Annotated in this window: 15 protein-coding genes; 5 read left to right on the top strand and 10 right to left on the bottom strand. The window is 62.2% G+C overall.

The genetic code is table 11. From position 1 onward, the window contains the following. Window positions 1-24: 24 nt before the first annotated feature. The 5 genes from F7R90_RS09030 to F7R90_RS09010 all read right to left on the bottom strand — a co-directional run bounded on the left by F7R90_RS09030 (window position 25) and on the right by F7R90_RS09010 (window position 3,450). Window positions 25-540, bottom strand: a complete 516-nt coding sequence (locus F7R90_RS09030) for a DUF7523 family protein (protein ID WP_158057094.1) — start codon at window positions 538-540, stop codon at window positions 25-27. A 46-nt stretch (window positions 541-586) separates the two neighbouring features. After that, on the bottom strand, window positions 587-1,186 hold the full coding sequence (locus F7R90_RS09025) for a DUF7524 family protein (protein ID WP_158057093.1): 600 nt from the start codon (window positions 1,184-1,186) through the stop codon (window positions 587-589). A gap of 39 nt (window positions 1,187-1,225) precedes the next feature. Then, window positions 1,226-1,417, bottom strand: coding sequence for a methytransferase partner Trm112 (locus F7R90_RS09020; protein ID WP_158057091.1), 192 nt, complete (start codon window positions 1,415-1,417; stop codon window positions 1,226-1,228). Between the two features lie 151 nt (window positions 1,418-1,568). Beyond that, the gene (locus tag F7R90_RS09015; RefSeq protein WP_158057089.1) at window positions 1,569-1,892 is read right to left on the bottom strand and encodes a UPF0058 family protein; all 324 of its coding nucleotides are present in this window, start codon (window positions 1,890-1,892) and stop codon (window positions 1,569-1,571) included. A 193-nt stretch (window positions 1,893-2,085) separates the two neighbouring features. Beyond that, window positions 2,086-3,450 carry an adenylosuccinate synthase gene (locus F7R90_RS09010; protein ID WP_158057087.1) on the bottom strand — a complete coding sequence of 455 codons (1,365 nt, stop codon included), beginning with the start codon at window positions 3,448-3,450 and terminating at the stop codon, window positions 2,086-2,088. Between the two features lie 239 nt (window positions 3,451-3,689). On the opposite strand from F7R90_RS09010, the gene F7R90_RS09005 reads away from it, so the two are divergent. Further along, a complete protein-coding gene (locus tag F7R90_RS09005; protein ID WP_158057085.1) occupies window positions 3,690-3,992 on the top strand; it encodes a hypothetical protein in 303 nt (100 codons plus the stop codon). Between the two features lie 112 nt (window positions 3,993-4,104). Here F7R90_RS09005 and F7R90_RS09000 read toward each other — a convergent pair whose 3' ends face one another. The 4 genes from F7R90_RS09000 to F7R90_RS08985 form a co-directional block, all read right to left on the bottom strand. Continuing rightward, on the bottom strand, window positions 4,105-6,483 hold the full coding sequence (locus F7R90_RS09000; RefSeq protein ID WP_158057083.1) for a bZIP transcription factor: 2,379 nt from the start codon (window positions 6,481-6,483) through the stop codon (window positions 4,105-4,107). 518 nt (window positions 6,484-7,001) lie between these two features. Next, on the bottom strand, window positions 7,002-7,280 hold the full coding sequence (locus tag F7R90_RS08995) for a UPF0058 family protein (RefSeq protein ID WP_158057081.1): 279 nt from the start codon (window positions 7,278-7,280) through the stop codon (window positions 7,002-7,004). A gap of 62 nt (window positions 7,281-7,342) precedes the next feature. Then, complete coding sequence (locus F7R90_RS08990; protein WP_135830413.1) at window positions 7,343-7,561, bottom strand: ribbon-helix-helix domain-containing protein; 219 nt, start codon at window positions 7,559-7,561, stop codon at window positions 7,343-7,345. 207 nt (window positions 7,562-7,768) lie between these two features. Beyond that, window positions 7,769-8,050: a hypothetical protein gene (locus tag F7R90_RS08985; RefSeq protein ID WP_225741127.1), complete on the bottom strand. Its 282-nt coding sequence runs from the start codon at window positions 8,048-8,050 to the stop codon at window positions 7,769-7,771. Between the two features lie 167 nt (window positions 8,051-8,217). Here F7R90_RS08985 and F7R90_RS08980 point away from each other — a divergent pair, with 167 nt between their 5' ends. From F7R90_RS08980 to F7R90_RS08965, 4 genes are all read left to right on the top strand, one after another. Continuing rightward, entirely contained in the window at window positions 8,218-8,811 is a 594-nt protein-coding gene (locus F7R90_RS08980; RefSeq protein WP_158057079.1) for a sulfite oxidase-like oxidoreductase, read from the top strand. A gap of 32 nt (window positions 8,812-8,843) precedes the next feature. After that, window positions 8,844-10,187, top strand: a complete 1,344-nt coding sequence (locus tag F7R90_RS08975; protein ID WP_158057077.1) for an isochorismate synthase — start codon at window positions 8,844-8,846, stop codon at window positions 10,185-10,187. Next, complete coding sequence (gene menD / locus F7R90_RS08970) at window positions 10,184-12,013, top strand: 2-succinyl-5-enolpyruvyl-6-hydroxy-3-cyclohexene-1-carboxylic-acid synthase (RefSeq protein WP_158057075.1); 1,830 nt, start codon at window positions 10,184-10,186, stop codon at window positions 12,011-12,013. Before F7R90_RS08975 ends, menD begins: the two co-directional genes overlap by 4 nt. Before the next feature lie 97 nt (window positions 12,014-12,110). Next, window positions 12,111-12,485, top strand: coding sequence for a DUF7522 family protein (locus F7R90_RS08965; protein ID WP_158057073.1), 375 nt, complete (start codon window positions 12,111-12,113; stop codon window positions 12,483-12,485). A gap of 33 nt (window positions 12,486-12,518) precedes the next feature. Here the strand turns inward: F7R90_RS08965 and F7R90_RS08960 are convergent, their stop codons facing one another. Next, window positions 12,519-13,700, bottom strand: coding sequence for a pyridoxal phosphate-dependent aminotransferase (locus F7R90_RS08960; protein WP_158057071.1), 1,182 nt, complete (start codon window positions 13,698-13,700; stop codon window positions 12,519-12,521). Window positions 13,701-13,930 lie beyond the last annotated feature (230 nt).

Here is a 13,930-nt window from a genome sequence, read left to right as displayed (position 1 = left end):
TTACGCGCCTATTTTTCGGGAAATCTACGCAGAGCCGTGACGCGGCACCACGTCGAGTGCGTCTTCGACGAGTCGCACCGCATCCGGACCGTCGCGGCGCTCGACCACTACGAGAAGCGCCGCTTCGGAGACGCCTGCCGCGAGAATCTCGACCTCTTCGGCGGCGAGTCGCGCGAGAACCGCGGTCAGTGCCGTCGTATCGACCGCTCCAGTGGCGAGAATCCCGGTCAGCGAACCTTCTCCCGGAACGAACCCACTGTCGCCGACTGCGAGGAGTTCGTCCCCGGCGTTGCTATCTTTTAATTCCCCAAGCCCACTCTTCATGCTCACGCGTGCGCGTCGGTCGGTAGTTTCGTAGTCGTCCAGCGATTCAGAGAACCGGCGAAGTGCGGTCGCGACAGCGTCTACGTCCGCGTCGCGGTCCAGTTCCTCGGCCAGAAATCGGGCGGCCGCAGTGTAGTTCAGGACGCCTGCCCGGAGCGCGTCGAGGAGGAACGGACGGCGGCGAACGGCGGCGCGTGCGTCTTCCGCAAGTGACATGCGCGACTGGTCGAACCCGAGTGCGAAAAACGATGCGATTACCGACCTACCCGACCAGTAGGTATCCGGCGACGAGGACGCTTCCGACGACGACCAGCGCACCGACGAAGACCACGCCGCTGTGGGAAAGCACGGCCGACCCTCCGGCCACGAGAACTGCGAACACCGCGAACGCGAGGACTGGGGCGCTTTCGCGTACGGTATCGATGGAAGATACGAGTCCACCAGCGTCGCCCTCGTTCGTGTCCTCGGCGTTCGCGCGTTGCTTGAATTGGGCGGCGGGTGTAGCGAGCGTGCCGTCGATATCGACCGCGTCTTCGCGGTCTTCGGGTTCGACGATGGAGATGTCGATGTACTCCGTCTCCGCCCCGTGGCCAGTGACTATCTTGAGTCGGCCTTCGACGGGGTAAGCGCCGTCCCGAACTTCGACGGTCACTTGTCGAGTCGAGTCGGCATCGACGTAGTGGTTGTTCGCCGGAATCGTCGCGACTTCCGAGAGTGCGTCGTCCAAGTGCAGGTGGACGTGGACGGGGGCGTCACCGTTCTTCAACAGGAGCGGGAACGACCCCGTCGCCTCGAACGCTGTCGCGGTGCGAATCTCGTGCAGGCGGTCGTCGTTGAGGCTGACGGAGAGACTCTCGGACACAGTAGTCCAACCTCAAACGGCTAATAGAAAAAAGTATCGTCAGGCCTCGATGTCGCGCATGTCCGGCGGCAGGAGGTTCGGAATCCCGTCCTCGATGGGGTAGGTTTCGCCACACTCCGTGCAGGTCAGGGTTCCTTCGAGAACCTCCTCGCCCTCCTCCCGCTCGGCGTCAAGTTCGAGCTCCTGTTTGTCCAGCGGGCAACAGATGATGTCCATCAGCGACTGCTTCATACAGGTGGGTGTGAGCGGACGGGGCAAAAGCGTGACGGGTTCGGTGGGCCGAGCGTAGCTACTCGTCGTCACCTCTCGAAGAAACTGTTCCGCGGCGCGGCGTGGCGACGAATCGGGAACCGTCGCACCTGCTTCGACTGCGAGCGCAAACCTACTGCCGCGCGGGCTTACACCCGTTCTTCGTCGGTTCGCGGCTACGTTCGTGCGATTCGGTCGCTTCCGTTGTGTCGGCGGACCTGACCGACTCCGCCGATTCGCTCGACCGTTCGACTTCCAGCAATGACGCGCCCAATCCCTTCGACAGCAACTGCACCGCCGCCTCGTGGTCTGCTTTCCGGCGTTGGACCTGATACGGGCCGACTGCGCTCGTCTCGTACTCCTCGAACGCGTCCGATTGGAGGTCCCGTCGTCTCGCCACGTGCTCGTACAACTGTGCGAACAGCGCGTGGAGATAGATGAGTTCGACCTTCCGCATGCTTCTCTCGGGCGTCGAGGCTGACTGACACAGACGACGCTCCTCGACAGTCGCGTCACGCCTCCCCGACCAACCCGCTAATAGAGTGTGACTAAAATTCCTTAAAATATGTTCGTCTGACACCGACAGGTCCGAAAGAGAAAACGTCCGCGTAGAGAGGACAGGAGGTTCGACTACGCGACGAGAGGCCCAACTACGCGAAGGGGTCCTCTACGACGACGGTCTCTTCTCGGCCGGGACCGACGCCAACCGCGTAGATGTCCGTGTCGAGTTCGTCGCTAACGTATTCGAGGTAGGTCCGTGCGTTCGCCGGGATGGCGTCGTATCCGGTCTCGGCGACCTCGCCCCAATCGACGGACTCCCAGCCCTCGAAACTCTTGAAGTTCGGTTCGCACTCGCTCCACATCTCCGTGGTCGCGGGGATGGTGAAACGCTCCTCGCCGCGGAGGTCGTAGCTGTGGCCGACTTTCACTTCGTCGAGTCCGGACAGCACGTCGATGTGGTTGACTGCGAGACCAGTGAAGCCATTCGCTCGCGTGGAGTGCCGAAGCATCGGCATGTCGAGCCAGCCGACGCGGCGCGGGCGGCCGGTGACTGTGCCGTACTCGCCACCTTCTTCGCGAATGTACGTGGCGAGTTCCTCGTTTTCGCCTGCGCCCTGTTCGTCGTAGCCGGGGGTGTCGCCTTCGACGCCACCGAGTTCCGTCGGTAGTGGACCGCTCCCGACGCGCGTGAGGTACGCTTTGACGATGCCGACGATTTCGCCACCGCCGACGACGCCGGGGCTGAGACCGGTGCCTGTCGCCGCGCCGCCAGCGGTCGGATTCGAGGAAGTGACGTACGGGTAGTTGCCGTGGTCGATGTCGATGATGGTTCCCTGCGCACCCTCGAACATGACTTCCTCGCCGTCGTCCATCCGGTCGGCGAGGAACTCGCCCGCGGCGACGGTCATGTCGTTCTCTTCGAGACGCTCCCCGTAGCGTTTGTACTGGTCGTAGAGCGCGGCGATGTCGAACTCTTCGCCGACTTCGACGCCGAACACGTCTTCGGCGAGCGCGCGCTTCTGCGGGACGACGTACTCCAGTTTCTCGCGGAGGACGTCGGGGTCGAGCAGGTCGCCGACGCGGATGCCTCGGCGGCCCATCTTGTCCTCGTAGGTCGGGCCGATTCCGCGACCGGTCGTTCCCACCTTCACGTCCGAGTCGCTCTTGACCTCTTCTTCGATGCCGTCCAGCACTCGGTGATAGGGGAGGATGACGTGTGCGCGCCGCGCCACGCGAACGTCGGGGTCCAGTCCGCGTTCTCGAAGTGCGTCTATCTCCTCGAACAGCGTCTCGGGGTTGATGACACAGCCGTTGCCGAGAACGCCGACTTTCCCTCGCACCGCGCCGCTCGGCACGAGCGAGAGTTTGTACTCAGTGCCGTCCTCGACGACGGTGTGGCCTGCGTTGTCCCCGCCCTGATAGCGGGCGACTACGTCGGCGGCGTCGCCCCAAACGTCCACGATGCCGCCTTTTCCCTCGTCGCCGAGTTGTGAACCGACGATGGTTACGGTCATTACGCCGAATGGTTCTCGCGCACTTCCTAAACCGATTACGGTCTTTCTCATCCGAAAATACACGAACGTGCATAAAACAGTGGCTGTCAGCACATCATAACGCACTTTCGAGGATATCTGTCACCAGCCGAGGCCAGAACTGTTAACTACTAGCACCAGAAATATTCGAACAACGTCCTGCGATTCTGCGGTCTTCGACAACAACTTTTAAAAGCCTCTAAGACAAGTTAACACATGCCATGATAGACCGACTTGAGAAGGAAGTCGATATGTTGGAACGTCACCTGCAGGTTCTGAAGATGGTAATCGAGAGCGAGCCTATCGGCATCGTGAAGATGTCGAACGAGACGGGCTACCCGCACCACAAGGTGCGCTACTCCCTGCGCGTCCTCGAAGAAGAGAACCTCATCGAGCCATCGAGCCAAGGTGCCATCACGACCGAGCGCACCTCGGAGTTCGTCGCCGAACTCGACGACAAGATCAACGAGATCAACGACAAACTCGAAGGCATGAAGATCGGCGAAACCGCCGAAGCAGAGTAACTAACTACCTACTGTCTCGTTTGCACGCCCTGTGAAGTGTCCCCCAGCTATTCGCTGTGTCACTTCTGTAACTGCGGTTGCAAACGAGACAAAACGCGAAAACGAGGCGATACTACAGTTCGGGGACGTTCAGGTGGAAACCGCCACTACGTGACTCCACCAAGCAGAGGTGGAACCCCCGCTTTCGAGAGAGCTTGACGAAGCTCTCTCTCTTTTCGCGGCTCAGGAACCCGCCGCTAGTCGCGTTCTCGGCAGTTTCGAGCGCGGCCGGTTCGAAGAAGCTCGCAGTGACTTGGAACGCGCCAGCGAGTTCCTCGTGGGCCTCTGCGACGCCCGTCGAGGCGTCCACCAGCGACCCCATCATCTCGCCGGTCGTCGGGTCACGCGAGGCGTTGAGGTCTGCCGCCACGAGCGGGTTGCCCATCCGGTCGCGCATGATGACGTCGAACGACTCTTGGCGCGTGCCGTCCTCGTCCTCGCCTGCGCTGACCGAACCGTGGAAGTCCACGCGGTCCACCTTCGGGATGGCGTCGTAGAGGTCCTTCAGACTGCCACGATGGCCAGTGTCGCGGATTTCGTACAGGAGGTTCTCGACGACCCACGACGCGAACCGGTACTCGAAGGAGTCGGTCAGGAAGGCGTCGAACTCCTCTCCATCGACGGCCACGTCGTCGGCGTCGAACTGCGTGTGGTGTTCGAGTTGGAGGTTCGCGTTCACGTCGTCCGGGTCCGCGTTACCTTGCGCGGCTTCGTCTAAGGTCGCCTTCCCCTTCGACTGATAGCGGACGAACAGGTTCGTTCCCTCGAACGCCTGTGCGACGGTGAGCTGTGTTCCGGCGCTCGTCCCGCCGCCCTGCTGGGCCGCCGAGAGCTTCGATTCTAGTCGTTCGACCTCTTGGCGGAGGGTGTCGCGTTCGCGCTTCAGTTCGTCGCGCTCGGACTCGACCGTCGAAACGCGCTGTTCTAACTGCTCGACCTGCTGTTGGCTCTGCTTGAGCTTCGAGCGTAACTGCTCGGTGCGTTCGTTCGACTGGGAGTGTTGTTCTGTACTCGAAGCTTGTGCGGACTGCGCAGTACTGTTCGACTGTCGCTCGGCGGAACTACCGGAGCTACGCGAACTCGACTGCGCGGACGAACTACGAGCAGACTGTTCCGACGGCGTACTCTGGTCGCTGGACGACCCCGCTCCACTGGCGGACTGACTCGACGTACTCGTCGCTCTTTCGGTGGTCCCTGCCGCCGCGCTCGCAGCGTTCGACGCACCTGCGCCCGCAGCCTTCGACTTCGATTGGGACTTGCTCCGGTCGGGGTTCAGCGAGGGAATCGTCGTCGTCTCGCGCCACTCCTCTTCGTCGTCGAACGCAGCCCCGTCGGCGTCCGTTTCGGCGCCAGCACCAGAACTTGCGGCTGCCGCTTTCTCGCTCGAACTCGCTTCTGTGTTCGGTTCGGCAGGTGTCTCCGGATCGGACGCCTTCGACGCTGGAGTCGAAGCCGAGGCTTCTGACGACTGCGCTGGCGACTCACTGGCCGATTGCGACGCACTCTGACTGCCCGACTGGTTCGTGCTGGCTTGGCTGGCGGCGTCAGATTCTGCAGCAGTGCGCTCGCTGCGCTCAGTTCGTGACTGCTCGGCCGTCTCCGTCGCCGAGTCAGTCGATTGGGCATTCGATTCACCAGTCTGTTCGTGCGCATCAGAAGACCCGGCCGTACTCCCTGCTTCTGGACTCGGGTCGGAATCGGCCGTTTTCCCGCCACTCGGGTCGAAGGACTCGTAGTCGCCCGTCGCTTCGGTCGTCGATTCAGTCGCCGTTGACTTGTTCGATTCGCTCGCCCCACTGCTTCCAGTGGCCTGTCCTGCTCCGGCGGCACCAGCCGCTGCTCCGGTTGCACCGGCCCCAGTTGCAGCACCAGCACCTGCGGACCCGGAGGCCGCTGGCTCTTCGTCCGTCTCGGATTCGGGAACGTCGATGACGTCTAAGTCCACGTTCCGGACTTCGTAGATGCCGACTTCGTCGTTAGCCCGCTGGAAGGCGTCGTCGCCGGTGACGACCTGCTCGCTCGCGCCGACGAAGGCCACACTCATCGACCGCCCTCCGTAGTAGGCGACGTAGTAGTCCCCGCTCAGAACGTTCTCGCTGAGTTCGATGAAACCGGTGAAGTTCCCACTCTTCAGCGTCGAGTCGGCCTCCGAGAGGGCCGTGTCGTTGGTGTAGTACTTCGCCTGCGTCTCGCCACCCTTCTCTCGCATGCTAAACAGCAGTGGGAGAGAGGGATGGGGAGCACTGTAGGCGGTTCCGCTCGCGTCCTCGAAGCTTTCGAGTGACCCCTCGTAGATACCAATGATGCGCCCGTTGAGCATGAACAGCCACGCACCACGGGCGTTGATGGCCCCCGAAAATTCCCTGTCAGAGAGCTGTCGCAACCCGTCGTACCCACCGGAGAACGACCGGGAGTCCCAGCCCTCCACTTGTTCGACCGTGCGCGTTTCCATATTACGGTGAAACCACAAGCCACCCATATATTTTTCGGGCCAACCCCCAACTTTTCTACTCAACCTTTTGCTGCGCTTGCGTCGCCTAAGGCGACGCTGCGCTGGCAAAACGTCGATGAAAAGCACGTCGTCACCGCCTACGACGCGGCTTCGCCGCGTCTCCGACGGTTCCTCGGACGCGCTCGTTCAGCCAGACGCGCTCTGCGCGTCTGGCTTCTCTCGCGGTACAGACACTTGTGTTCGACCGCAGGTAGAAAGTGTCGCATGTCGATATAGTTCACAAATCACTTGCCGAAACCACCCCCAGTTCCGCTCGGCTAACCTTGTGCGGTTGAACACCGTAACCTACCGTGAGCGTAGCGAGCGGGCCAAGGAACCGTCGAAGGAGCGTCAGCGAGTCGGCTCCTCCGACTCGCAAGCGACTGAGGCGGTAACGCCGTGCTTTTCATCGACGTTTTGCCAGCGAGGTCGTGTGGAAGCCAACGGCTTCCACCGACCGAGCGCAGTAAAAGGTCGAATTAGATCTTCTGCTCAGCATCATCAGCAAGTTCTTCCATGCGCTTGCCGATGCGGCCCGCTTCGCTGAACTCGTCTTCACTCATCGCCACGGCGAGTTTGTTGCCCAGCACGAACACGGCGTGTTTGTGTTCGCTCTTGGACTTGTGGACGTGCGAGGGGTCCACGTCGAGTTGTTCGTACTCGTCGAACAGGCCGTCTTTCACGCTCTCCTGACGCTGGAAGTACTCCATGATGAGAACCATCTCCTCGTGGAGTTCGAGAAGTTCGTCTTTGTGCATGTCTGTGGCTACGGAACTGTCCGGTTTAAGGATTTCTGAGAACGGTTGGCACGCAGTGGAGATTAGAAGACGTACTCGTCTTCGTGACCCATCATCCCTTCGTCTTCAAGTCCGGGGTCTCGGTCGTCGTCGTCCATGGGGCCGCTCGTCTTGTAGGCTTTCAGACCGGTCGAGAGGAGGTCTTCTATCGCCTCCTCTCGGTTGACGAACTCCCCCTGCTCCACCATCTGCGCGATCTGCATTTCGAGATGCTCCGGGATAGTTATCTCTACCTTCGGCATTGGAACATTCGAGGGTTCGGGAGGGGTGTTCTTAAGTCTGACGGGTAGATTATTCCTGCCCGCGAATATTTTGGCTTCTCAACCGAAGATAAGTTCTCATTTTTGGAACTAATTATACTGGAGTGACAATCAGGGCCGCAGGGCAGAACCGGCGAAACCTGTGATTACTGGCCGTAAGACAGTGAAAAACGGCGATAGTCTCTCGATTTAGCTCAGCATCTGTTCGAGAGACTTTCGAATCCGACTCGGACCGACCGACTTCACGGCTTCTTCGATACGTTTTTGATTGTAGTAACTGGCGAACGCGAGTATAGTCGGCGGCCAGAGACCGATGAAGATTCCCTGTTCTTTGTTCCCCCGGACGAAGAACTGATGTAGCGCGAGCGCGACGGAGGTGGCGGCGGCCAGTACTGTCAGGTCGGTCGCCGTCTCCTCGGCGGCCTCCACCTTCGTCTCACCTTCCATCGTCCGTCGTTTTTGCGTGGACATGCGACCCGTAGGTTAGCCCACGGCGTCCTTTGTTATTCAGTCGGTACTTGGTGGTACCCTACATTGCCGAACGATGTGAGAGATTACCGTCGGGGAAACGCAGGGTTAGTTCGGCAGCAGCGACCGCAGTCGATAGACATACCACGCTCGATAGCCGATTCACGACCATGACTACGGACGTGACCGACCTCCACGAGGAGTTCGACGGCGAACGACTCCCGCCGGGCCAGCGCGAGACGAGCAAGTTCCCGGTCCTTTCGAAGGGTTCGACGCCCGACTGGGACCCCGAGTCGTGGAACTTCACAGTCGGCGGCGCTGTCGAGGACGAACTCGACCTCTCGTGGACGGAGTTCACCGACCTCCCCAGCGAGACGCAAACGCAGGACTTCCACTGCGTCACGGGCTGGAGCAAGTTCGACTGCGAGTTCACCGGCGTCACGTTCCCCACGCTCGCCGAGGCCGCAGGCGTCGAAGACGACGCCGTCCACGTCATGTTCTCTGCGCTCGACGGCTACACGACGAATCTCCCCCTTTCTGACTGCATGCGCGAGGAAGTCATGTTCGTCTACGACTTCGACGGCGACTCGCTTCCCGCCGAACACGGTGGCCCGCTCCGGGTCGTCACGCCCCACAAGTACGCTTACAAGGGCGCGAAGTGGGTAGACGGCGTCGAATTCCTCACCGAACCGGAACGAGGCTATTGGGAAAAGCGCGGCTACTCCAACACGGCGAACCCGTGGGAAGAAGAGCGATATAGTTAAACTGAAAGTCACTGGGTCCTGAGTGCGAACGAATGGAGTCACCGCCCCGCGACGGACAGGTGTCGGCCGAAGCGACCGGCTCCACCCTCGTCAGCCGGACCACGAAACTACCGGACCGCACCGCCCGAGCGTTCCTCGTCGGCCGAGACGCCCCGCGCGTCTACTGGTCGAGTCCGTACGGCCCGGAACTCGCCGGTAGCGGCACGGCCGCCCGAATCACGGCCGACGGTCCCGACCGGTTCGACGCCGTCAGAGACGGGGCACAGAATCTCTTCTCGAACCTCGGCTACGACGGTCCCGAACTCGCTCGCCCGCGACTGTTCGGCGGCTTCGCGTTCCACGACCAGCACCGCGCGAGCGCACCTTGGGTCGGCTTCCCGGGCGCGCAGTTCGTCCTTCCCCAAACACAACTCATCCGCGCCGACGGCGAGACGTGGCTCACGGTTTCGGCACGCGACGAGAGTCCCGAAGTCGTCGAGGACGTACTCGCAACTGTTCGTGACGAACTGGTTGCGAACTCCGACCCCGAATTCACCGACCCACCGGGCGTCGTCGGCACGGAACCGACCACGAGCCGCGAGGAGTGGGCCGAACAGGTCGAGGCGGCAGTCAGGAAAATCGAAGACGACGACTTGCAAAAAGTCGTCCTCGCGCAAGCGCTGGCCGTCGATTTAGACGGGGAAACCGCCGTTCCTGACGTGCTGGAACGCCTCGGTGAGTCGTACCCCGACTGTTTCCGGTTCTTCTTCGAACCGACTGCCGACGCGGGCTTCTTCGGTGCGACGCCGGAACGACTCGCCACGCTTCGCGGCCAGACCGTCGAAGCAGACGGACTCGCAGGGTCGGTCGGCCGCGGCGAAACTCCGGAGGAGGACGCCGAACTGGAACACAGTCTCCTCGACAGCGAGAAGATAGCACACGAACACGAGTTGGTCGTGGACGCCATCCGCGACCAGCTATCTCCCCTCACAGGAGCCGACGGCCTCCGAATCGCCGACCGTCGCGTACGGAAGTTGGCGAACATCCAGCACCTCTGGACGCCCATCGAAGCCGACCTCGAATCGTCGGACCACGTGCTGTCCATCGTGGAGGCACTCCACCCGACCCCGGCAGTTGGTGGCCTCCCGCCCGAAGACGCACTGCGCGCGATTCGTGACACCGAGACCTTCGACCGTGGCTGGTACGCCGCCCCGGTCGGCTGGTTCGACGCCGATGGCGACGGCACCTTCGCGGTCGGTATCCGGTCTGGCGTCGCGGCCGACGAGCGCGTCACGCTGTTCGCGGGCAACGGCATCGTCGCCGACAGCGACCCAGACGAGGAGTACGAGGAGGTACAGTTGAAATACCGGCCGATTCTAGACGAGTTGGAGCGATGACGGACGACAACCGCGACACTCCCTCGAACCGCGACACTGCGCCAAATCGAAATACGCTCTGGGCCGAGACGCTCGTCTCGGAACTCGCAGAGCAGGGCGTCGATGCGGTCTGTATCGCACCCGGTAGTCGTTCGACACCGCTCACAGTCGCCTTCGCGCAGCACCCCGAAATCGAGATTTTCTCGCACTTAGACGAGCGCTCGGCCGCCTTCTTTGCGCTCGGCCGAGCGAAGCGTACCGGGAAACCCACACCTCTCGTCTGCACCTCGGGAACTGCCGCCGCGAACTTCCACCCCGCAATAATCGAGGCCAATCAGGCCCGCGTCCCGATGGTCGTCCTGACGGCCGACCGACCCCCGGAACTGCGCGACAGCGGGGCGAACCAGACCATCGACCAAGAGAAGTTGTACGGCGACTCGGTCAGGTGGTACAAGGACCTCGCGGAGCCAGAAGCGACCGGCCGGAAACTGCGGTATCTCCGGACCACCGCGGCGCGAGCGATGGTGCAAGCAACAGGAAATCCGCCAGGCCCCGTTCATCTCAACGTCCCGTTCCGCAAACCGCTGGAACCGGTCGAGGTGCCCGACGACGTAGCGGAGGGCTTCGAGTCTGCGAATCCGCTCGCTGCTGAGGGGCGAGACGGCCCGTTCGTCCGAACCACGCAGGGAGTTCCCGAACTCTCGGAGGCCGACGTTTCGGAAGTTGGCCAAGCACTCGAATCGGTGGAGGGCGGGCGCGGACTCCTCGTCGTCGGGCCTGCCGACACACCGACGCCCGATAGAGACGCACTCGCGGACCTCGCGGACGCCACCGGATTCCCGATTCTCGCCGACCCGCTGTCGGGCCATCGGTTCGGCCACCCCCAAAGCGGTGAGAAAGCAGGGCCGACTATCGTCGGCGGCTACGACGGCTACCTCGACGCGGTTTCCGAGGCGTGGCCCGACCCGGAGGTCGTCGTCCGATTCGGGGCGTCGCCGACTTCGAAAGTTCTGCGCAACTACCTCGAAGCGAGCGATGCCCGGCAGTTCCTCGTTGACCCCGCTGGCGAGTGGCGCGAGGCGACCTACACGACGACGGACTTGCTTGTTGTGGACCCGACGCGATTCGCCGAGCGAGTCGCGTCCGAATTCGATGGCGTGGAGAGCCCCGAAAACTCGGCGTGGCGCGAGCACTTCGAGCGCGCCGAAGGGCGCTACTGGGAGGCCGTCGCCGACGGGCGGGAGGAACGACTGTTCGAAGGTGGCGTCCTCTCGCTCGTCGCCGACGAGACGCCCGACCCGGCGACCGTGATGGTCTCGAACAGCATGCCGGTTCGGGACCTCGACCGGTTCGGCGCGCCACGCGCGGCGGACGTGACGGTGCTTGGCAACCGCGGGGCGAGCGGCATCGACGGAATCACCAGCACCGCATTGGGTGCCGGAAGCGCCACGGACGACCCGCTCGTCCTCGTGACTGGCGACGTTGCGTACTACCACGACATGAACGGCCTGCTCGCAGTCGCGCGATGCGGCGTGGACGCGACCATCGTGGAAATCAACAACGACGGCGGCGGCATCTTTCACATGCTCCCGATAGAGGAGTTCGACCCGCCGTTCACCGAGCAGTTCCGAACGCCCCACGGCCTCGACTTCGACGCCACGGGCGACCTGTACGACGTGGAGTTCGAGCGCGTCGAGACGATAGACGGCTTCCGCGATGCGTTCGTCCAGTCGGTGTCCAGCGAGGGGACACAAATCATCGAAGTCGTCACCGACGCCGAAGCGAGCCATCGATTCCGCGAGCAGTTGACCGAGCGACTCGGTGCAGAACTGACAGACGGCGAGTAGTCACCTCTCGAATTCTAATCGTTCCCTTAGATTATTTAATATTCTGGTCAGATCATCAAGATTAATTATAGCGGAAGTATAATATCAGGGAGTCCCAATGAGCGAAGTCGCCTCCGAAGCACTGGCCGATTTTCTGAAACAGCGCGTCGGCGACCACCTGCGGAGCGTTCTCTACTACGATAGCGACGGGGGGAACGTGCTGTATCTCCGTGACGACGTTGCCGAGCAGTACGACGACAGCGAACGGGAGAAAGTCCTTCAAGACGTGCGCCTCGAAGCGTTCGAGAAGCCCCATCAAGAGGACCTCTACGAACACGGGCCGCTGAACTGCACGGTTCGGTGTTTCGAGGACGCAGTCGAGATGCACTTTGCCCACGACGAGACGAGCGGAACCGCAGTCGCGCTAGACGGCGAGGTGTTCGCCATCCACAACACCTTCATCGGCAAGTGTCTCGAAGCGATGGAAGAGTGACAGACCGGAACTACGTCTGCGTCTCTGTTTCCCTTACTGAACTGCGCGCGCCATCTCTTCGAGGCGGCCTATTCCGGTCTCGATGCGCTTCTCGCTGTTCGCGAAACTGATTCGAAGATAGCCTGCTCCCGCGTCGCCGAAGCCCTCTCCGGGAACTGTGACGACGCCGTACTCTTCGAGCAGTTTCTTGGCAACTTCGAAACTCGTTCCGGGGAGGTCGCCCACGTCGAGGAAGGCGTAGAAGGCACCCTCCGGGTTCGCACAGGAGACACCGGGAATCTCCGCGATTCGCTCGACTACCAAATCGCGACGTGCTTCGAACGCGGACTTCATCTCCGCGACCGGTTCCTGCGGACCAGTCAGTGCGGCCAGCGCGGCGTATTGGCTCACGCTCGACGTACAGGCGGTCGTACTCTCGCCGATGTGGCTCACCGCGTCAACGACTTCCTGTGGCCCGGCCAGCCATCCGAGTCGCCAGCCAGTCATCGCATACGTCTTCGAGCAGGAATCGACGGTTAGCACGTTTTCGGGGTACCCCGTGTAGCTTGCGACCCCCCGAAAGTCGCGGTCGTAGACCAGTCGGCCGTACACCTCGTCGGCGACGACGTAGGCGTCGTGTGCCGCAGCGGCCGCGACGACTTCCTCGATTGCGTCCTCCTCGTAGACCCGACCGGTTGGATTCGACGGACTCGTCAGAATGACCATCGCAGTCTCCTCGCCGATAGCGTCCACCACGCGTTCGGGGTCGAGGTCGAACCCCGTTTCGGAGGCCAGCGGAACCGTCACTGGAGTCGCCCCAGCGATTCGTGCTTGGTTGACGTAGTTCGGCCACGCGGGCGTGGGAACGACCACTTCGTCGCCCGGCCCTGCAAGCGCGAGGGTCGCCAGCGACAATGCTTCCATCGCGCCGTTCGTCACAGTCACCTGCTCGGGACCGACCTCGACGCCGCTCTCGCGGGCCATCGTCTCGGCGATGGCTTCCCGAAGTTCTGGGATACCGGCGTTCGCGGTGTAGTGGGTCTCGCCTGCGCGAGCGGCCTCCGCGGCGGCGTCGATGACGTGGCCGGGCGTGTCGAAGTCCGGTTCGCCCACTTCGAGTCGGACGATATCACCCTCCGCTTTCTCGGCGAGACCGAACATCACCCGAATCGTCGAGCGTTCGAGGTTGTCCACCCGGTCGGCGAGTCGCCGGGCAGTCTCGGTAGTCTCTGTCATGCCGATACCCACGGAACGTGCCCGCAAGTAAGTTTTCGCCCCGGAAGGGAAGCGACCTGATGGTCTCGGTGGCTACTCAAACTACCAGTATCGCCTCTCTGGATTTCACTACGGGTGGGACTGAAAGGGGCGGCCCGCTCGCGTTTGCGTGGTCGGTTCGGCGACCTCTATTCGGCGCGGGCGTTGCTGAGAGCGTCGAATATGTCGTCGGGAGACCGCGAGCGGGCCGG

This window comes from Halorussus halophilus, from assembly GCF_008831545.1.
GTDB classification, from domain to species: Archaea; Halobacteriota; Halobacteria; order Halobacteriales; family Haladaptataceae; genus Halorussus; species Halorussus halophilus.
The sequence above is the reverse complement of the archived record's forward strand: the minus strand, read 5'-3'. Positions and strand labels throughout refer to the sequence as shown.